This is a genomic window from Metabacillus sp. FJAT-52054 (genome assembly GCF_037201815.1).
Lineage (GTDB): Bacteria > Bacillota > Bacilli > Bacillales > Bacillaceae > Metabacillus_B > Metabacillus_B sediminis.
This window is the reverse complement of sequence record NZ_CP147407.1, coordinates 2,380,441-2,399,611: the sequence shown is the minus strand read 5'-3', so window position 1 is coordinate 2,399,611 and position 19,171 is coordinate 2,380,441. Positions and strand designations below refer to the sequence as shown.

Below are 19,171 nucleotides of genomic sequence, written 5' to 3'. Positions count from 1 at the left end.
GGAGGAATTGCAGATGAGTCTAGCCGTTGAACTTAGCGTTCGAGAGTCCGTGCTGTGCATTCGTCTATCGGGTGAATTAGATCATCACAGTACTGACGAATTACGGTCAAAGGTAAATGAAATATTAGAAGAGGGCCAAGTGAAGCATATCATCCTGAATCTTGGGAATCTCATGTTTATGGACAGTTCAGGTCTTGGTGTCATCCTGGGCCGTTATAAGCAAATCAAGCAGCTCGGAGGAGAAATGGTGGTATGCTCGATCTCGCCGTCCATTCAGCGCCTCTTTGATATGTCGGGTCTGTTTAAAATTGTCCGTTTGGAAGAGGATGAAGAAAAAGCGCTTCAGACACTGGGGGTGGCTTCATAATGAAAAATCAAATGGAGCTGCAGTTCTCGGCCCTCAGCCAAAATGAATCGTTCGCAAGGGTGACCATCGCTGCATTCATTGCCCAGCTTGATCCGACTATGGATGAGCTGACGGAAATTAAAACCGTCGTATCCGAGGCAGTCACTAATGCAATTATTCACGGATACAACAATGATCCGAGCGGCATCGTCTATATTACAGCTTCTCTGGAAGAAGAAGTTGTCCAATTGACGATCCGCGATGAAGGCATGGGCATTCATGATCTGGAAGAAGCGCGGCAGCCTCTGTTCACTACAAAACCTGAGCTTGAACGGTCCGGAATGGGATTTACGATAATGGAAAATTTTATGGATGACATTCAAGTAGAATCTGCCCCTTCTCTAGGGACATCGGTTAAATTAACAAAGCATTTATCAAAAAGTAAAGCTTTGGTTAATTAAGGAGACGAGCCATGGATGTGGAGGTTAAGAACGAACAGAAGAACGTTCAGTTAAAAGACCACGAGGTGAAAGAGCTGATTCTAAAAAGTCAGCAGGGTGACCAGCAAGCGAGGGACACAATCGTACAGCGCAACATGAGACTCGTCTGGTCGGTCGTCCAAAGATTCTTAAACCGGGGCTATGAGCCGGATGATCTTTTTCAGATTGGCTGCATCGGATTGCTTAAATCAGTAGACAAGTTTGATTTGTCCTACGATGTCCGATTCTCTACGTATGCAGTGCCGATGATTATCGGTGAAATTCAGCGCTTTATACGGGATGACGGAACGGTAAAGGTCAGCCGGTCGCTTAAAGAGCTTGGAAATAAAATCAGGCGTGCAAAGGACGAATTATCCAAAACATTGGGCAAGGTGCCGACAGTCACAGAAATTGCCGCTCATCTTGAGATTTCACCTGAAGAGGTTGTTTTAGCACAAGAAGCTGTCAGAGCTCCTTCCTCCATTCATGAAACCGTCTACGAAAACGATGGGGATCCCATCACATTGCTTGATCAAATAGCCGATCATACCGATTCAAAATGGTTTGATAAAATTGTCTTAAAGGAAGCAATCGAGGGCCTTGATGAAAGAGAAAAGCTGATTGTGTATTTAAGATATTATAAAGATCAGACTCAATCGGAAGTAGCAGAACGGCTTGGGATCTCGCAGGTTCAAGTGTCGAGATTGGAAAAGAAAATATTAAGTCAGATGAAAAGTCTGATGGGCGGATAGCCGTGAAAAAAGCGAATCCTTCGGGTTCGCTTTTTTATTTTGGCTCTGCTAAAGCCTGGTGTTGATTTATAACACCAGGTAATTGGGACGGGAAGCGTTCGCCCGCTGGCTGCAATCAACAGCCAAGTTTAACAGAGCCATGATTTTGAATGTAGGCTTATGAAGGAATTGCAGGTTGTATTTAAAAGCAAGTAAACCAAAATGGGTTTATTAAATGGTAATTTGTGTATATAACGACTGTCTGCATGTTTGAAAGACGTACATAGCATACTACTTATACACTGAGTATCATCATGGGATGTGAAGAATGTGGCTAAAACGGTTTACATAAGGCTGAGGCATCGGATTCAAACGGCCCCTGAGACGTCCTTAGTTTTAGCGGATCTGGCTCAGGTGATTGATTCGGAGGAAGATTCTTCATTAAAAAAACTGGATGTATATAAGGTGTCGGCAAGTGACCGGAATATGGTCGTTGTGGACGTGATGCACGTCATTAAAGTGATTAAAAGAACGGAACCCGATGCAGAAATTCAATCCATTGGCCCAACGCAAACGGTTGTGGAAATTGTTTACGAAAAAAAGAAAAGGAAGCTTATCTATTTAATTCTAGTATGGATGCTTCTGTTTGTTGGGGCCGCAATGGCCATCATCAATTTTCACGAAGATGTCAGTATGCAGGCGGTGCATCAAAAACTGTACTTCATGCTGACAGGCGACAGAATTGAAAAACCGCTTCTGCTGCAAATTCCTTATTCGATTGGTTTAGGTTTGGGAATGATTTTATTTTTTAATCATGTCTTTAAAAAACGGATTAATGAAGAACCAAGCCCTCTGGAAGTCGAGATGTTCAAATATCAAATGGATTTGGATCAATACGTTGCGATGAATGAAAACAAAGAGAGTGTGAAAAAGCTGCATGATCATTAGCATGCTCTTCATTATTTTTTTAGGTTTATCCTGGGGTTTTGCTGTCGGTGCAGGGTTTGTCGCGTTTCTCGCGGTTCTTGGAATTATACCAAGACTAAGCCAGCTGACAAAAACGATGGCTTTTATTCAAACGTACGAATGGAGTGTAGTTACGGGTGCAGCAGCAGGCGGATGGATCAGTTTAAGAAACACGGTTTTACATCTTCCTGCATTTTTCTCCGTACCTATTGGTTTAATGGATGGTATGTTCATTGGCCTTTTAGCAGCAGCCCTAACTGAGGTGCTGAATGTGCTTCCGATTCTTGCAAAACGAATCGGTATGGCTGAACAAATTCTCATCATACTTATGGCCATTGTACTTGGTAAGGTATGCGGATCACTCTATCATTGGATATTTTTTGTGGATCAATAAAGGAGGAAGCTACATGTCAAAGCTGAAAGATCATTATTCAGATAACATCAAGGCCTATCAGCCAAAACCAAACTACTTTCTAAATTGTTTAAAAGCATTTGTAGTCGGCGGGATTATTTGCGTCATTGGCCAGGCCATCAGCAATTTCTATATGACTTTTTTCAATTTCACAGAGGATACGGTCGGCAACCCTACAGTAGCCACCTTAATCCTTATTTCATCCTTGTTAACGGGAATCGGGATTTACGATCGAATTGGTCAATTTGCAGGGGCAGGATCTGCAGTTCCGGTTACCGGATTTGCAAACTCAATGACGAGCGCCGCACTTGAACATAAAAGTGAAGGATTGGTGCTTGGTGTCGCAACGAATATGTTTAAGCTAGCGGGAAGTGTCATTGTATTCGGTACAGTAGCCGCTTATATCGTAGGAATTATCCGATATTTCTTCGGACTGCTGATAGGATCGTAAGGAGGAAATGTCATGAAACTGACTGGAAAGCAAACATGGATTTTTCAAAATAATGTATATGTCACCTCCGTCGGCACGGCTGTCGGTCCAAAAGAAGCAAAAGGCCCTCTTGGAAATCTGTTTGATGAAACACATGATGACCTTCATTGCGGGGCAGACAATTGGGAGCTTGCTGAGCGCAAGCTGATGGAGCAGGCAATCGGCCATTCACTCAGCAAAGCGGGCATAAAAGAAGATCAGGTTGATTTCATGCTTGCGGGAGATTTATTAAATCAAAATGTAACCTCCAACTATACGGCTCGGCATCTTGGAATTCCGTTTATTTGTATGTTTGGTGCTTGCTCTACATCTATGGAAACGACAGCACTTGGGTCTTTGCTCGTTGATGGAGGATATGCAAGCAAAGTAATCGCGGCCACTAGCAGCCACAATGCCACAGCCGAGCGTCAGTTCAGAAATCCTACTGAGTACGGCGGACAGAAGCCGGGTACATCCACCTCAACCGTAACAGGATCTGGTGCCATGCTTATTACAAACGAACCCAGTGAAATCCGGATTACAGCTGCTACAATTGGGAAGGTGCAGGATCTGGGAATAAAGGACGCCAATGATATGGGTTCTGCTATGGCTCCGGCAGCCGCTGATACGATACAGAGGCATTTGGAAGATATGAATCGTACACCGGAAGATTATGACTTGATTTTAACAGGTGACTTGTCAGGAGTAGGGAGTCCGATCCTGATCGATCTTCTTAAAGAAGAAGGCATTCAAATTTCCTCAAAGCATCAGGATTGCGGTCTTCTTGTGTACCGTCCTGATCAAAATGTATTTTCTGGAGGAAGCGGTTGTGCGTGCTCTGCTGTAGTTACCTACAGTCATATCTTTAATGAAATAAAGGCTGGGAATCTGAAACGTGTGCTTGTAGTGGCAACGGGTGCTTTGCTTAGCCCAACCATGATTCAGCAAAAGGAAACAATTCCAACAATTGCTCACGGGGTCGTTTTTGAAAGAGCTGCGGGAGGGATGGCGTAATGGAGTATGTACTTGCCTTTGTTTGCGGAGGATTGATTTGCGTGGTTGGTCAAATTCTTTTGGATAAATTCAAACTGACCCCTGCCCATGTTATGAGTTCCTTTGTTGTGATCGGGGCGATTCTCGATGGGTTTGGGATCTATGATAACTTTATCGATTTTGCCGGTGCCGGAGCGACTGTGCCGATCACGTCGTTTGGACATTCCCTGCTGCATGGAGCGATGGAGCAGGCGAATGAGCATGGATTTATCGGGATTGCGATGGGAATATTTGAGTTAACATCAGCAGGTATCTCATCTGCGATACTTTTCGCCTTTATCGTAGCGGTTATTTTTAAACCGAAGGGGTAGGATGCACTCATGAAAAGGAAGGTCATATTGGTGACAGATGGAGACGTGTACGCGGCCAAGACCATCGCCTATACAGCGGAGCAAATAGGCGGGCGCTGGATTTCTCAGTCCCAGGGAAATCCATCTATACTCACCGGGAAAGAATTGGTCGCTTTGATCCTCCAAACACCATATGATCCGGTCTTTGTTCTATTTGATGATTGCGGAATGCCTGGTGAAGGTCCTGGTGAGAAGGCGATGCTTTACGTGGCAAAACATCCGTCTATTCAGGTTCTCGGGGTTATCGCAGTCGCTGCTAAGACGAGGCAATCAGATTGGGCAAGAGTTGATGTGTGCATTGACCGCGATGGGGAGCTGACAGGGCATGGAGTGGATAAAAGCGGGATTCAGGAACTTGAAGACGGAAGAATCAACGGCGATACAGTCTACAGCCTGGACCGGCTCGATATCCCGATTATCGTTGGCATCGGAGATATTGGAAAAATGGCCAGAAGAGATGATGTTGGAAAAGGGTCGCCGATTACAATGAAGGCGGCTGAACTTATTTTAGAAAGGAATGGGATAGATGCCTGGAAACATAAAGAGTGAGTCCCCGATTTCACCGAAACTATATGAAAATGAAAATTATTTTAAAGAGTTCGTCGGGATGGGAACGAGCTTTGACCTGGGGGTAAGGAAATTTACCATCATGGGCAAGGGAGTCAATCTTTACTATGTAACGGGTCTTTGCGACTCCCAGTACCTGATGCTTTTGCTGACGGCTCTTTCTGAAATTAATGATACGGACCAGGATCTGGATAAGTTTAAGGAAATTGTTGAGAACCGTCTTGTGCATCAGCAGGTAACGAAAGTACAAACCATTCAAAAAACAGTTACAGAAGTTCTGTCAGGCCTTGTTGCCATTATGCTTGAGGGCGCTGATTATGCGCTTGTGGTCGATGTAAGGAGCTATCCTGGGAGAAACCCGGAAGAGCCGGATACGGAGAAGGTCGTCAGGGGAGCAAGGGACGGTTTTGTTGAGAATATCATCGTCAACACCGCTTTAATCAGAAGACGGGTCCGCGATGAGCGGCTAAGGTATGAGTTAATTAAAGTTGGAGAACGCTCTAAGACGGATGTATGTGTCGCATACATAGAGGATATTGCAAGCAAAGACCTGGTTGATTTGATCAAGAAAGAACTGAAGGAAATTCAAGTAGACGGAATTACGATGGGAGATAAAACGGTTGAAGAGTTTCTTGTGAAACAGGGATTTAATCCATTTCCGATGGTCCGGTACACTGAAAGAGCAGATGTGGCTGCGAACCATTTAGTAGAAGGTCATGTGATTGTCATCGTAGACACTTCTCCAAGCGTCATCATAACTCCTACCACTCTCTTCCATCACGTTCAGCATGCTGAGGAATATCGCCAGGCTCCTGCAATCGGTACATTTTTACGGTGGATCCGTTTTCTGGGCATCTTATCCTCGACATTCCTGCTGCCTTTCTGGTTTCTGTTTATCCTGGAGCCTTCGCTGCTTCCAAAAAGCTTATCTTTCGTAGGACCAAATGAACAAACGAACATTCCTGCCGTTGCTCAAATCTTTTTAGCGGATTTTGGAATTGAATTCCTGCGGATGGCAGCCATCCATACTCCGACAGCACTATCGACAGCAATGGGATTGATTGCGGCTGTATTAATCGGGCAGATTGCTATTGACGTAGGGTTGTTTGTCCCTGAAGTTATTTTATACGTTTCGATTGCAGCAATCGGAAGCTTTACTACTCCAAGCTATGAACTAAGCGTTGCCAACAAGATTGTCAGACTTTTGCTCCTTGCCGTAACTGCTATTTTTCATGTAAAAGGATTTATAATTGGTGTGACCGCCTTTATCTTGTACCTTGCATCAACAAGAACACTGAATACTCCATACCTGTGGCCGTTTCTTCCATTTAATGCTTCCGCATTTAAACAAATTGCAATTCGAACCTCTGTGCCGGGAGCGAAACTGCGGCCGAGCATCGTTCATCCTCAGGACATTATGAGACAGCGTAAATAAAAATGAGCATTGAATCCTGCCAATAATTGTGATAATGTATGTTTAATTCTTTTAAGGGCTTTTACAAAAAGCAGTTGATAACCATATGTTGTTGGCTGCTTTTTTTCTTTATCCCGCCTCAAGACTTGAGAAAATCGGCGGTTGATAGACTGCCCGTGAAAGCCCGATTGGTTCAGCCCGCCGTATAGGGGGATGAAGAAACCTTCTTTATCGGGGGTTTCACTTTAATGCAGATAGAAAGAGGGAATGAACGGTGTATCTACACGGTACGAGCAAAATTAACAATTTGGGTCATCTCGAAATCGGCGGAGTCGACACAGTCGGGATTGCCGAGCAATATGGTACGCCTGTATATGTCTACGATGTGGAACTGATCCGTAAGCGCGCCCGTCAATTTAAACAGGCGTTTGAGAACGAAAATGTCAAAGCACAGGTAGCTTATGCAAGTAAGGCATTCTCGTCTGTTGCCATGTTTCAGCTTGTACAGGAAGAAGGCCTATCCCTGGATGTCGTATCTGCAGGCGAACTTTATACAGCTTTACGAGCAGGCTTTTCTCCGGATAAAATTCATTTCCACGGAAACAACAAGAGTGAAGAAGAGCTCAAAATGGCGATGGAGGCAGGCATTGGCTGCATCGTTGTCGACAACTTTTATGAAATCCATCTCATAGCTCAGCTTGCCAAGGTACATCAGCAAACAGTATCGATCCTCCTGCGGGTCACCCCAGGTGTGGAAGCCCACACTCACGATTACATAACAACTGGCCAGGAGGATTCCAAATTTGGTTTTGACCTGCAAAACGGGCAGATTGAACGGGCGATGGAACTGGTTCTTGCCGACTCTAGCTTTAATCTTTTAGGGGTCCATTGCCATATTGGATCTCAAATCTTTGATGGGGCTGGATTTGTTCTGGCTGCAGAAAAGATTTTCAAAAAAATAAAAGAGTGGAAGGAGACTTTTGGCTTTACGCCATCAGTGGTAAACCTTGGCGGAGGCTTCGGAATCCGCTATACCTCTGAAGATGAGCCTCTTCATCCTGCTTCGTACGTTGAACAAATGATTCAAGCAGTAAAAGCACAGTCCAAGCTTCTTGAAATGGACATTCCGGAAATATGGATTGAGCCTGGCCGTTCGCTAGTAGGGGATGCCGGCACGACTTTGTACACCATCGGGTCTAAAAAAGAAGTTCCGAACATCCGCGAATACATTGCAGTTGACGGCGGAATGAGCGATAACATCCGCCCGGCCCTGTACCAGGCAAAATACGAAGCCGCCCTTGCTAACCGAATGAAAGATGTCTGTTCAAAAGAGGTTTCCATCGCCGGTAAATGCTGCGAGAGCGGTGACATGCTGCTATGGGATATCGAACTTCCTGAAACCTCTGCTGGTGATTTGCTGGCCGTTTTCTGCACAGGTGCTTACGGATATTCAATGGCGAACAATTATAACCGGATTGCCAGACCCCCAGTCGTATTTGTTGAAAATGGGGAAGCTCAGCTTGTTATCAGAAGAGAATCCTTTGAGGATTTGCTGAAGCTTGATCTTCCGCTGTCAGCGAAGGTAAGGTAATTGGCTGTCCCTGAAAATAAGCAAGAAAGCCCCCAGGCGGTATGCCTGGGGGCTTTCTGCTGAAATTTTATTAAGCGTTTTGCTGACCGCCGGTGAAAATGGAGACAATAGCGTTCCACAGGGCAGCGAAAAATTGAATAACCTGGTCAATAAAGTTTTTACCTTCCTCAGAATCAAGGAATTTCGTAATCTTTTCTTTCGCCTGATCCAGCTGCTGGCTTACTTGATTCCAATCAATATTGGCATCTTTCATTTTATTAAACAATGAAATTAAGCTATTGATTTCCTCATCAGATAAGGTAATGCCAAGTTCTTTAGCTGCATTCTCAATCATCGTGCGAAGCTCTTCATCGTTTGCCGGCACACCGTTTTTAGCAACTTCTTCTTTCACTTTCGCCATGAGAGCAGAAGCATTTTCCTGGCCATGTTTTTGGCCAAGTTCAGAAGTTGTGACCAGTTCTTCGTTTGCTACTTGCTTAACATCCTCAGGAATCACTTCATTCGAGCTCACTTCATAAGCTTTAATTAAACCTGTCAATGCGGCGGTTCCGGATACTTCAATTGGTGCAGTTACCTGAACCGTCGCATCCTTTACACCAGCCGTCATTAATGCATTCAAATACATTTCATCTGTAATCACATTGATGTTTTTCGTTTTTACTTCAAGGCCCGATCCTGCCTTTTCAATCGTAATCGATGAAGAGGAGAGAGCTTTTGTTCCAATTTGGCTTTTCGGAATATATTGGCCAAGATATTTATGTTCTTCTTTGTTTGAAACTGTAACCGTCTGAGCATTTTCAGGTGCATTCAAATCCTGCAATACGGTTTGTTTTTGCTGCGGAGTCAGATTTTCTCCAAGTGTAACGATAACATCCCCGACAGCGGCGTCTGCCAGTCCAATCTGGGGAACGGCGATCATGCACGCGGCAATCATCGCTGCAAATACTTTCTTCAAGTAAATACCCTCCTTTAAAGGTAAAAAGATCTTGCGGGTCACCACACCATTATAGCCGTTTTCAATTGGACGTCATAGCATATTTTTTTCCAGCCTCTATTTTTCAGCTTAGTATGGGACTTCAAAAACGTTAGACGGAATGAGGTCCGGAAAAGTTTCAAGTCCGTCTTTTTTAAGAAAGTCACCTTTTGTGCTATAATATGGCTGATTAACTCTAAAGGAGAGATTACAATGGCTAAAAAAGGATACATACAAATGGAAAACGGAGAAAAAATCGAATTCGATCTTTTCCCGGCAGAAGCACCAAACACAGTGGCGAACTTTGAAAAATTAGCGAACGAAGGATTTTATAACGGTGTAACATTCCACCGCGTAATCCCTGGTTTTGTTTCACAAGGAGGAGATCCTACTGGAACAGGTGCCGGCGGACCTGGCTACAGCATTGATTGCGAAACGGAAGGAAATCCGCATAAGCACGAAGAGGGAAGCCTTTCAATGGCACATGCAGGAAAAAATACAGGCGGAAGCCAGTTCTTCATCGTACATGAGCCGCAGCCTCATCTAAACGGAGTTCACACCGTTTTCGGTAAAGTAACATCAAACGTTGCGGCAGCGAAAGCCATGAAAAACGGCGACAAAATGGAAAAAGTAGAAGTGTTCGAAGCTTAATTTTGCAGGAGTGAGGGGCGGATAGCCTCTCTTTTTTTTGTCTTTTTACCAATTATTGATGATTGATAGGGCCGGCGGAATGTAATTTAATTAATAGAGTATTCAGCTGATTTACACAAAAACTACATACTTCTTTAGGGGGAAATCTTGTGTTAAAGAAAATCATTCCATCTGCTTTGGCTTTATCCTTAATTTTGCCTGCCGCCGCTTCTGCAGCAAGTACATACACGGTTGTAAAAGGGGATAGTCTATGGAAAATAGCCGCGAAAACAAAGACAGGCGTATCTGAATTAATTCAGGCCAATCCTCAGCTTAAAAACCCGGATCAGATCAATGCCGGCCAAAAAATTAATATACCTGCAAATGCGGAGGCATCCACTGAGGCAGAAGTGGTTTCCCTAGTTAACAAAGAGCGGGCGAAGGCTGGCCTAAAACCTCTTGCAGCAGATTGGGAGTTAGCCAGAGTAGCAAAATATAAATCTCAGGATATGCATGATCTCCGTTATTTTGATCACAACAGTCCTACATACGGAACGCCTTTTAACATGATGAAAAGCTTCGGCATCAAATATAAGACTGCTGGAGAGAACATTGCACAGGGCCAGACCAGCGCTCAGGCTGTTATGACAGCGTGGATGAACAGTTCAGGCCATAGAGCCAATATCCTGAATGCTTCCTATACTCATATCGGAGTCGGCTATGTAAAAGACGGAAACTATTGGACTCAACAATATATCAGTAAGTAAGAGAGGGCTGTTTACCTCTCTATTTTTTTTTTTTTTATGAGGATATTTGTTGAAAAGTCGATATATCAAAATTTCGGCCGATATATTTAAATAATAGACGATAAAATAAAATAATAGCCGATATAACAGAGTAATAGCCGATAATATAAAATAATAGCTGATATAACAGAATAATAGCCGATATATCATTATTACGGCCGGTATACGCCCAAAAGCAGCCTGCCAGCTCAATATTTCTTCTTGTTACATGCTGAATTTGAATTTTCCATTTATCTTTTCCACCAAATTTGGAATTTCATCAAGCACATCGATTGCATAATCAGCCGAACCATCTCCATTTCTGCCGTTTCTCTTCCAAATCGTTTTCATGCCTGCTTGACGGGCAGCTTTTACATCATTCTCGATATGATCTCCGACAAAAATGCTCTCTTCCGGTAACACATGTAATTTCTCTAATCCTCTAAGAAAAATTTTCGGATCAGGTTTTTTGATGCCTTCCCACTCAGAAAGTAAAATGACCTTAAAATACTCTTCGATTCCAAGTGCTTGAATCGTACGCAGCTGAAACGCTCCGTACCCATTTGAAATGATTCCAAGGGAATAGGCAGATAATGAACGAAGCATAGAATCAAGATGACAAAAAGGAACACAGCTTACGTGAAAAAATTCAATGTAATCGCTAAAGAGCGCTTCCCATGAAATACATTGGATATCAAATTCTTCTGCAAGCTGCTGATAAACCTTGTCTTTCCACACGTAACCTCCAGCATCCAATTCAATAAACCTTTTGCAATAGTGCTCTTTCGAAATTTTGTCCTGGTCTTGGAGAAGCCGGTCATATTGATGATCTGCAAACTTCTCAACAGAGGCATCTCGGTTCAGCAGGGTATTATCCAAATCAAAAAGAATAGCATGTATCAACCTTGCCACACCCTTTCATCATGAACTTTTCAATGAAAATAGCAGAATTCCTTCTTTTCTTATCAGCATTACAATTGCAAAAATTTCAACTAAAGGCTAAAATGGCTTCAAGACAATTAAATAATTTGATTATCCTTCGGGGCAGGGTGGAATTCCCTACCGGCGGTGATGAGGCGCAATGCTTCAAAGTCCGTGACCCGGTGGCGCATGCCAGCGGTGGATCCAGTGAGATTCTGGAGCCGACAGTTAAAGTCTGGATGGGAGAAGGATCGAACGTGCTAATGCAGACACGGGTATTGCAAATTCTGAAAATATGAGTTTGCGGTACTCTTATTTGATATGCCTTCGTGACTATTCCAGCCCCGGAAACCATTCCGGGGCTTTTTATATTCAAAAAAAAGGGGGGGAGTAAACATGCGGGATGAAGTGTTTATGAGGCTTGCTTTAGAGCTTGCACAGCAAGGGATTGGACAGACATCTCCAAATCCTGCCGTAGGGGCTGTGGTTGTGAGTGACGGGAAGGTAGCCGGAATCGGTGCCCATCTCAAGGCTGGAGAAGCGCATGCAGAGGTGCATGCCATTCAAATGGCTGGTGAAAAGGCGAGAGGCGCAGAAATTTATATTACGCTTGAGCCCTGCAGCCATCATGGAAAAACACCGCCGTGTGCTGAGCTTATCATCGGGTCCGGAATAAAAAGGGCAGTGATTGCCTGCCAGGATCCAAATCCTCTCGTAGCAGGAAATGGGATAGCCCTTCTTGAAGCCGCCGGGATAGAAGTAACGAAAGGCGTCTTGGAAAAAGAGGCATCAAATCTGAACAAATTTTTCTTTCATTACATACTCACAGGAACACCTTACGTCACCTTAAAAGCTGCATCCACAATGGATGGAAAAACAGCAGCCAGATCGATGGACAGCAAGTGGATTACAGGCGAACCTGCAAGAGAGGATGCCCATCGCTACCGGGAGATGCATGATGCGGTTTTAGTTGGGGTCAACACGGTTCTTTTTGATAATCCCAGCCTGACTTGCCGATTGGAAAAACCAAAGAAACAGCCCATCCGGATTATTCTTGACAGGGAACTGAAGACCCCTCTAAATTCACAAGCAGTAACGGACGGACAAGCGGAAACATGGATCGTTGCGTCTGAGCAGGCTGATCCAGGGCGAGCTTCCGCACTTAAAGATCTAGGGGCAATCATAATTTCTGTACCACGGGCGCATTCATTAGAAGACATCCTAAGAGAGCTTGGAGACCGGGGAATTACGTCTATTCTCGCTGAAGGCGGTTCAGAAATACATGGTTCCTTTATTAAGGAAGGCTGCTTTAACGAAATGGTTTTATATATCGCACCCAAGCTGCTTGGGGGTAGAGAGAGTCTTTCTATTTCCGGCGGCCCCGGATTTGAATGGATGAAGGATGCAATCGATCTTGAATTTCAGGAAACAGCCGTTTTGGGGAAAGATATAAAAATCACCGCAATACGTTCATGGAAGGAAGGGGAATAGATGTTTACCGGTATTGTAGAAGAGCTTGGGACGGTAGAGAGAATTGCCTCAGGCGGGAAAATGATGTCTTACACCATCAAAGCGTCTCTTGTTCTTTCGGATGTTAAACTCGGTGACAGCATTTCTGTCAATGGAGTCTGTTTGACAGTCACGAGGTTCACAAAAAATGACTTCACTGTGGATGTGATGCCGGAAACCGTCAAAGCATCAAGTATCCATCAGTGGAAAAGAGGAACACCGGTTAATCTGGAGAGAGCCATGAGTGCTAACGGGAGGTTCGGCGGGCATATGGTGAGCGGCCATATTGATGGAACGGGCGTTATTGTCTCGAAAAAACAGGATCAAAACGCAGTATACTTCGAAATCGATACGGCCTCTGAGATTACAGACACTCTGGTTATGAAAGGGTCGATTGCGATTGATGGCATCAGTTTAACCATTTTCGGCTTGGAGGATGGGAAGGTAAAGGTCTCAATTATCCCACATACCTTGTCTGAAACGGTCCTTGGAAGCAAGGAAGCTGGGGATATGGTGAATGTAGAGTGCGATATCATCGGGAAATACGTACGAAAATTCATGGCTGCTTCCAAGCCTGATTCTTCCAGAGCACCGATCTCTGAAGGTTTTCTTGAAATGCATGGGTTTAAATAACTGTAACTGAACTGGAGGCATGCTGGATGTTTCATTCAATTGAAGAAGCACTTCATGATTTAAAATTAGGGAAGCCGGTCATTGTAGTTGATGATGAAGACCGCGAAAATGAAGGCGACTTTGTCGCGCTTGGTGAAATGGCCACCCCTGAGGTAATAAACTTAATGGCTACATATGGAAAAGGTTTGATTTGCACGCCGATGACGGAAGACCGGGCTGAAAAATTGAATTTGAAACCCATGGTCGAGCGAAATACTGATCCGCATGGGACGGCTTTTACCGTTAGCGTTGATTATAAAACAACGACTACAGGCATAAGTGCGTTTGAACGATCAGAAACAATCCGGGCGTTTTTGAGCCCGGATGCAGAGGGACATGATTTTAAACGGCCTGGCCATGTATTCCCTTTAATTGCAAAAGATGGCGGGGTTCTGAGAAGAGCTGGTCACACGGAAGCGGCTGTCGATTTGGCAAAACTTTGCAGTTCTGAACCAGTCGGAGTTATTTGTGAAATTATGAGTGAAGACGGTTCAATGGCCCGTTTGCCGGAGCTTGAAAAGCTTGCTGAGAAAATGGATTTGAAAATTATTTCTATAGAAGATCTTATTTTATATAGAAACCGCACAGACCGGCTTATCCATAGAGAGATTGAAATCAATTTGCCCACAGAATTCGGCAGCTTTAAAGCAATCGGCTATACAAGCGTAGTGGATGAGAAGGAGCATATTGCCCTTGTAAAAGGAACGATTGATCCTGAAAAACCAACGCTTGTACGGGTGCACTCAGAATGCCTCACGGGAGATGTGTTCGGTTCCCGCCGCTGCGACTGCGGTCCTCAGCTTCATGCAGCGCTTGCTCAGATTGAAGAAGAGGGAAGCGGTGTTCTCCTTTATATGCGGCAGGAGGGCAGAGGAATTGGCCTGCTCAATAAAATGAGAGCCTATAAACTGCAGGAAGAGGGTTATGATACCGTCGAGGCGAACGAAAAGCTGGGATTTGGAGCAGATCTTCGCGACTACGGCATCGGAGCCCAAATATTAAAGGATCTTGGGTTGAGAGAACTGCGTCTTTTAACAAATAATCCGAAAAAAATTAAAGGTCTGGAAGGCTATGGGATGAAAATTGCTGACCGTGTGCCAATTCAAATGCCGCACAGTAAAGAGAACGAAAAGTATTTAAAAACAAAGCACGGCAAATTAGGACACTTGCTGAATTTTTAAAAGAAATGGGAGGACGAGGAAAATGACAAAGATTTATGAAGGCAACTTAGTAGCAACTGGGTTAAAAATAGGAATTGTGGTTGGAAGATTTAATGAATTTATTACAAGCAAGCTATTGGGCGGTGCGCAGGATGCTTTAAAGCGGCACGGGGCAGAGGACGAAAATGTGGACATTGCCTGGGTGCCTGGAGCTTTCGAACTGCCGCTTATTGCTAAAAAAATGGCGGAGTCAGGCAAGTATGATGCGGTTATTACCCTTGGAACTGTAATCCGCGGATCGACGAGTCATTATGACTACGTCTGCAGCGAGGCGGCGAAAGGCGTGGCAAATGCTTCGGCAGCGAGCGGCATCCCGGTTATATTCGGGGTACTCACAACCGAAACAATCGAGCAGGCCATTGAACGTGCCGGAACGAAAGCTGGAAACAAAGGCTGGGAAGCGGCGGTTTCAGCCATCGAAATGGCCAATCTTCTTAGTTCATTCGAATAAAATTGGCGAAAAGTGTTTAAAATAGCGGAAATTCTGTTTATAATGTTACTTGGAGTGACTCAATTATTCATTCATTATAAGATTTCCAGAATTGCTATTATCGCTCTGCTTGCAGAGCCATTTCGCTAATCGAGGGGTACTTATGCTAATTCGCTTTAAGAAAAGCTTTGAAAAGATTGCGATGGGATTATTATCTTTCATGCCAGCTGAAAAAGAACTGAAAACTCTTCAGCAGACCATAAAGAGCTATGAAACAGAAAAAGACTGGCAGCTGTTTTTATGGAAAGAAGAAGAGGATATTATCGGTGCACTTGGTGTTCATTTAAAAGAAAATGACGAAGTGGAAATTCAGCATGTTAGTGTGAATCCTTCCTATCGGCAGCAGGGAATCGGTAAAAAGATGGTCTTGGCTCTTAAAGACGTCTATAAGAATAAGACGATTGTTCCGAATGAACATACACAATCCTTTTTTGAAAAATGCCGGGAGACTGGCCAGGAAGAATTGTAAAAGCAGAGGGTCTTCTCCTCTGCTTTTTTTGTACACTTATTCGAATCCTCTGCGTGTTTTTTGTCTCTCGGCGAGCTGGTTTAGCCTTTCTGCAATGACGTCAGAGCGGTCACGCAGCTTGTGCCGGTTAATCATGCCTTGATCCTTTAAATCACTTAACGACTGCCATTCCATTTTTTTCGCTTCCGACAGAACCTTGCATTCATGCTCAAGCTTCAAATCTGAAATTGGCAAGTGGATACTCGTGTAAGGTACGCCCTTTTGAATATCCGAGAGCCTTTGGGAAAGAAGATTTGCGAGGACTTCTTCCTGTAGCCCGAGCTCTTCCATGGATCCAGGATTTTTCTTAATGAAATTTATCGAATTTGCAAGCAGCCGTTCTGCTCCTTTAAAGTTTCCTCTTCTATGATGGTATAGACTTACAGCGATTTGAATGAGGCTGACCCATACGGGATCCCGTTCAGAAGCAGGCGCTTTTTTCCAGAACTCCTCAAGCAATTCATGACACTCAAAATAGTCTCTGTCTCCATGAAAATGAACAAGATACTCTATGTAAGCTTTAGGATACATTGCCATCACTCCAGTTTCTGATTGCCAAAATTGTATCATAGATCAGATTTCCATTAAAACAAAAGAAAGCGCCTGCTCGGCGCTTTTGGAATCATCATTAGTACAGCCAAGCCGCTCCAACAATAATTAGCAAAATGAAAAGTACTACAATCAAAGCAAATCCGCCGCCGTATCCGAATCCTTTTTCACCCATTTTTATTTCCTCCTTCAAAATCATGCTCTTTTCCTTCGTATCATATGTGCGGATGCCTCAGTTGTCTGGGCGTTCGCCCGGATGAATTAAAAAAAGATCATTTTTCGATTCTTGCTAATTTTGTATTGGACTATATGTTGGATTGTTCTATACTATAGGATAGCGCAGTTTATAGAAGGATGTTGGTGAAATTTAATTTGGAATATCAAGTGAAAATAGATGCATTTGAAGGGCCATTAGATCTTCTTTTGCACTTAATTAACAGACTGGAAATTGACATATATGATATACCTGTTTCGCAAATAACAGAGCAATATTTGCTCTATATACACACAATGAAAGAGCTTGAACTGGATGTCGCATCGGAGTACCTTGTCATGGCAGCAACCCTTCTTTCGATTAAAAGCAAAATGCTTTTACCGAAACAGGAGGAAGAGCTTTTCGATGAGGAATTCGGATTGGAGCCTGAAGAAGATCCCCGTGACGAACTGATGAGAAGGCTGATTGATTACAGGAAATATAAAGAAGCCGCCATTGAGCTGAAATCCCGTGAAGAGGAGAGAGCGCTTGTTTACACAAAGCCGCCAAGCGACCTAAGTGAGTTTGCACAGGAAACCTCTCCTGATAGGACTCCTCTCGATGTTTCCGTTTACGATATGCTGAGTGCTTTTCAGAAAGTGCTGAGAAGAAAGAAGCTGCAAAAGCCGCTTCAGACAAAGATATCCAGACAGGAAATTCCAATTGAAAGACGGATGAATGAAATTCTTGACGATTTAAAAACCAGACCAGGCCGCCGAAACTTCATGGAATTATTCCCTGATGATTCGAAAGAATACCTGGTTGTAACGTTCTTGGCTGTATTAGAACTGATGAAATCGCAGCTTATTATGATTGAACAAGAAGGAAACTTTTCAGATTTATATATTACAGGGAGTGGAAAAAGCAATTGACAGGAATCATCCAGTGGAAATCCATCGTAGAAGCGCTGCTCTTTGCTGCAGGAGACGAAGGGCTGTCCGTTAAACAGCTTATGAATGTATTGGAAGTTGAAGAACCTATAGTCAAGGATATCATGAACGAACTTATGCAAGAGTACGAGATGGAGGAGCGGGGCATTGAGATAGCCGAAGTGGCTGGTGTCTATCAGCTGACGACTAAAAAAACGCATGCGCCATACCTGAAGAAATTGGTGGAAACCCCCGGAAGCCAATCCCTTTCTCAGGCAGCTTTGGAGACCCTTGCCATTATCGCATACAAACAGCCGCTTACCAGAGTGGAGATCGAGGAAGTACGCGGCGTGAAAACAGAGAGGCCTCTTCAAACTTTAGTGGCAAAAGCGCTCATTAAAGAAGTGGGGAGAGCGGAAGGTACAGGAAGAGCCATCCTGTACGGCACTACAGGCGATTTTTTAGAATATTTTGGACTGAATTCTATTCAAGATCTTCCGCCTCTGCCGGAGGACAGTGATGAAAATGTTCAGGAGGAAGCAGACCTGTTTTTCGAAAAGTTCAGCCAGACGATGGAAGAGCTAAAATAAGCAGATTAAATAGTCAGAAAATATGGTACTATTAAAGGGAAGAACATGTAAGCTTGTGTAAACTAGTTTAAACAGGGTATACATAAATAGAAAACTAGAGTTTTTATTTCAAAATAAGCATGAATCAACAAAAAAAGAGATATGTATGATTACAAAGACAGCCTGCTGAAAATGATTGCTTTGAGAGGACGTGAATAGAATTGGGTAATTCAATGGTAAAATTGCAAACGGAGCAAACAGCCGATTTTCTAAAAACAGTGGTTTTCGGACTTTCGAAGCATTTAAATTCGGTAACCACCGATTCAATGCTTGAAGAAGAGCCTGGAGACCGCCTTTTTTATGAAGAATTGCTGAGTAACTTCCGCCGATTGACCGTATTCTGCGAAGAAGGGCTTGAGGCCTGCAGCATTATTACGCAAACCGAACCTTTCCGTAAGGCTGCGGCCGAAAAAATCCTCTATAGGGTTTACCATCAGTGCATTGAGGAATTTTTCCAGCCTAAACATGATGTATGGTATGAAGACAGCCGTTCAGCCTATACCGGAAAGAATGCCATTAAATTCAGACAGCCGGTTCCTCTTTCTGTGAAGCAGCTGGTTGCTGAACTGGAAAGCCAGTTCCAGCAGACGCGGGAAGAATTGGAATATTACGAAACAGATTACCGGACAAAAATGATGCAATCGAGATGAACAGCCTGTTAAGGGCTGTTTTTTTGCTTTTTAAACCATTCTCCTGATCAGGAAACCCCGCAGCCCGCGATCCTCACCTCAGACAGAACTTTCAATGTCATAAGTCATCTTCCGCCGCATAAACTTGTACAAATA

The 19,171-nt window shown here is 43.8% G+C and carries 25 protein-coding genes and 1 riboswitch; of the genes, 21 read left to right on the top strand and 4 right to left on the bottom strand.

The features are described from left to right. Positions 1-13 precede the first annotated feature (13 nt). The 11 genes from spoIIAA to lysA all read left to right on the top strand — a co-directional run bounded on the left by spoIIAA (position 14) and on the right by lysA (position 8,378). Positions 14-367 carry an anti-sigma F factor antagonist gene (gene spoIIAA, locus WCV65_RS12585; protein WP_035411260.1) on the top strand — a complete coding sequence of 118 codons (354 nt, stop codon included), beginning with the start codon at positions 14-16 and terminating at the stop codon, positions 365-367. After that, complete coding sequence (gene spoIIAB, locus WCV65_RS12580) at positions 367-807, top strand: anti-sigma F factor (RefSeq protein WP_035411257.1); 441 nt, start codon at positions 367-369, stop codon at positions 805-807. Before spoIIAA ends, spoIIAB begins: the two co-directional genes overlap by 1 nt. An 11-nt stretch (positions 808-818) precedes the next feature. Next, complete coding sequence (gene sigF / locus WCV65_RS12575) at positions 819-1,577, top strand: RNA polymerase sporulation sigma factor SigF (protein ID WP_035411255.1); 759 nt, start codon at positions 819-821, stop codon at positions 1,575-1,577. Between the two features lie 309 nt (positions 1,578-1,886). Then, positions 1,887-2,504 carry a stage V sporulation protein AA gene (locus WCV65_RS12570; RefSeq protein WP_338776903.1) on the top strand — a complete coding sequence of 206 codons (618 nt, stop codon included), beginning with the start codon at positions 1,887-1,889 and terminating at the stop codon, positions 2,502-2,504. Then, on the top strand, positions 2,494-2,916 hold the full coding sequence (locus tag WCV65_RS12565) for a stage V sporulation protein AB (RefSeq protein ID WP_035411249.1): 423 nt from the start codon (positions 2,494-2,496) through the stop codon (positions 2,914-2,916). Before WCV65_RS12570 ends, WCV65_RS12565 begins: the two co-directional genes overlap by 11 nt. Before the next feature lie 13 nt (positions 2,917-2,929). Next, the gene (gene spoVAC, locus WCV65_RS12560; RefSeq protein WP_035411247.1) at positions 2,930-3,385 is read left to right on the top strand and encodes a stage V sporulation protein AC; all 456 of its coding nucleotides are present in this window, start codon (positions 2,930-2,932) and stop codon (positions 3,383-3,385) included. Positions 3,386-3,397: 12 nt separating this feature from the next. Beyond that, entirely contained in the window at positions 3,398-4,417 is a 1,020-nt protein-coding gene (gene spoVAD, locus WCV65_RS12555) for a stage V sporulation protein AD (RefSeq protein WP_035411244.1), read from the top strand. Beyond that, positions 4,417-4,767: a stage V sporulation protein AE gene (gene spoVAE, locus WCV65_RS12550; RefSeq protein ID WP_035411241.1), complete on the top strand. Its 351-nt coding sequence runs from the start codon at positions 4,417-4,419 to the stop codon at positions 4,765-4,767. The genes spoVAD and spoVAE overlap by 1 nt, the downstream gene beginning before the upstream one ends. 9 nt (positions 4,768-4,776) lie before the next feature. Next, a complete protein-coding gene (locus WCV65_RS12545; protein ID WP_035411238.1) occupies positions 4,777-5,355 on the top strand; it encodes a stage V sporulation protein AE in 579 nt (192 codons plus the stop codon). Continuing rightward, positions 5,333-6,808, top strand: coding sequence for a spore germination protein (locus WCV65_RS12540; RefSeq protein WP_035411235.1), 1,476 nt, complete (start codon positions 5,333-5,335; stop codon positions 6,806-6,808). Before WCV65_RS12545 ends, WCV65_RS12540 begins: the two co-directional genes overlap by 23 nt. A gap of 253 nt (positions 6,809-7,061) precedes the next feature. Then, a complete protein-coding gene (lysA, locus tag WCV65_RS12535) occupies positions 7,062-8,378 on the top strand; it encodes a diaminopimelate decarboxylase (protein WP_338776896.1) in 1,317 nt (438 codons plus the stop codon). Positions 8,379-8,448: 70 nt separating this feature from the next. Here lysA and WCV65_RS12530 read toward each other — a convergent pair whose 3' ends face one another. Beyond that, positions 8,449-9,333 (bottom strand): DUF1002 domain-containing protein, encoded by an 885-nt coding sequence (locus tag WCV65_RS12530; RefSeq protein WP_035411229.1) that lies wholly within the window; start codon positions 9,331-9,333, stop codon positions 8,449-8,451. Positions 9,334-9,564: 231 nt separating this feature from the next. Here WCV65_RS12530 and WCV65_RS12525 point away from each other — a divergent pair, with 231 nt between their 5' ends. Both WCV65_RS12525 and WCV65_RS12520 read left to right on the top strand, forming a co-directional pair. Beyond that, positions 9,565-10,002, top strand: a complete 438-nt coding sequence (locus tag WCV65_RS12525) for a peptidylprolyl isomerase (RefSeq protein ID WP_035411225.1) — start codon at positions 9,565-9,567, stop codon at positions 10,000-10,002. 149 nt (positions 10,003-10,151) lie between these two features. Further along, positions 10,152-10,748, top strand: coding sequence for a CAP domain-containing protein (locus WCV65_RS12520; RefSeq protein WP_338776892.1), 597 nt, complete (start codon positions 10,152-10,154; stop codon positions 10,746-10,748). 243 nt (positions 10,749-10,991) lie between these two features. On the opposite strand, the gene WCV65_RS12515 is transcribed toward WCV65_RS12520, so the two are convergent. After that, the gene (locus WCV65_RS12515) at positions 10,992-11,678 is read right to left on the bottom strand and encodes an HAD-IA family hydrolase (RefSeq protein ID WP_338776890.1); all 687 of its coding nucleotides are present in this window, start codon (positions 11,676-11,678) and stop codon (positions 10,992-10,994) included. 119 nt (positions 11,679-11,797) lie between these two features. Further along, a riboswitch (FMN riboswitch) is annotated at positions 11,798-11,942 on the top strand. 141 nt (positions 11,943-12,083) lie between these two features. Between WCV65_RS12515 and ribD the strand changes: the two genes are divergently transcribed. From ribD to WCV65_RS12490, 5 genes are all read left to right on the top strand, one after another. Continuing rightward, positions 12,084-13,178: a bifunctional diaminohydroxyphosphoribosylaminopyrimidine deaminase/5-amino-6-(5-phosphoribosylamino)uracil reductase RibD gene (gene ribD, locus WCV65_RS12510; protein WP_338776888.1), complete on the top strand. Its 1,095-nt coding sequence runs from the start codon at positions 12,084-12,086 to the stop codon at positions 13,176-13,178. Then, positions 13,179-13,829, top strand: a complete 651-nt coding sequence (ribE, locus tag WCV65_RS12505; RefSeq protein ID WP_338776886.1) for a riboflavin synthase — start codon at positions 13,179-13,181, stop codon at positions 13,827-13,829. A gap of 26 nt (positions 13,830-13,855) precedes the next feature. After that, on the top strand, positions 13,856-15,049 hold the full coding sequence (locus WCV65_RS12500; RefSeq protein WP_338776884.1) for a bifunctional 3,4-dihydroxy-2-butanone-4-phosphate synthase/GTP cyclohydrolase II: 1,194 nt from the start codon (positions 13,856-13,858) through the stop codon (positions 15,047-15,049). A gap of 22 nt (positions 15,050-15,071) precedes the next feature. Continuing rightward, positions 15,072-15,539, top strand: a complete 468-nt coding sequence (gene ribE / locus WCV65_RS12495) for a 6,7-dimethyl-8-ribityllumazine synthase (protein ID WP_338776882.1) — start codon at positions 15,072-15,074, stop codon at positions 15,537-15,539. Positions 15,540-15,681: 142 nt separating this feature from the next. Next, entirely contained in the window at positions 15,682-16,047 is a 366-nt protein-coding gene (locus tag WCV65_RS12490; protein WP_035411204.1) for a GNAT family N-acetyltransferase, read from the top strand. 36 nt (positions 16,048-16,083) lie between these two features. Here the strand turns inward: WCV65_RS12490 and WCV65_RS12485 are convergent, their stop codons facing one another. Together WCV65_RS12485 and WCV65_RS12480 are read right to left on the bottom strand one after the other, a co-directional pair. Then, the gene (locus WCV65_RS12485; protein WP_338776878.1) at positions 16,084-16,617 is read right to left on the bottom strand and encodes a DUF309 domain-containing protein; all 534 of its coding nucleotides are present in this window, start codon (positions 16,615-16,617) and stop codon (positions 16,084-16,086) included. 97 nt (positions 16,618-16,714) lie between these two features. Beyond that, on the bottom strand, positions 16,715-16,810 hold the full coding sequence (locus WCV65_RS12480; RefSeq protein ID WP_082883685.1) for a YjcZ family sporulation protein: 96 nt from the start codon (positions 16,808-16,810) through the stop codon (positions 16,715-16,717). Positions 16,811-16,989: 179 nt separating this feature from the next. Here WCV65_RS12480 and WCV65_RS12475 point away from each other — a divergent pair, with 179 nt between their 5' ends. From WCV65_RS12475 to WCV65_RS12465, 3 genes are all read left to right on the top strand, one after another. Beyond that, positions 16,990-17,760, top strand: coding sequence for a segregation/condensation protein A (locus WCV65_RS12475; protein WP_338776872.1), 771 nt, complete (start codon positions 16,990-16,992; stop codon positions 17,758-17,760). Further along, entirely contained in the window at positions 17,757-18,347 is a 591-nt protein-coding gene (gene scpB, locus WCV65_RS12470) for an SMC-Scp complex subunit ScpB (protein WP_269449381.1), read from the top strand. The genes WCV65_RS12475 and scpB overlap by 4 nt, the downstream gene beginning before the upstream one ends. A 200-nt stretch (positions 18,348-18,547) precedes the next feature. Further along, entirely contained in the window at positions 18,548-19,036 is a 489-nt protein-coding gene (locus WCV65_RS12465) for a YpuI family protein (RefSeq protein ID WP_035411196.1), read from the top strand. Positions 19,037-19,171 lie beyond the last annotated feature (135 nt).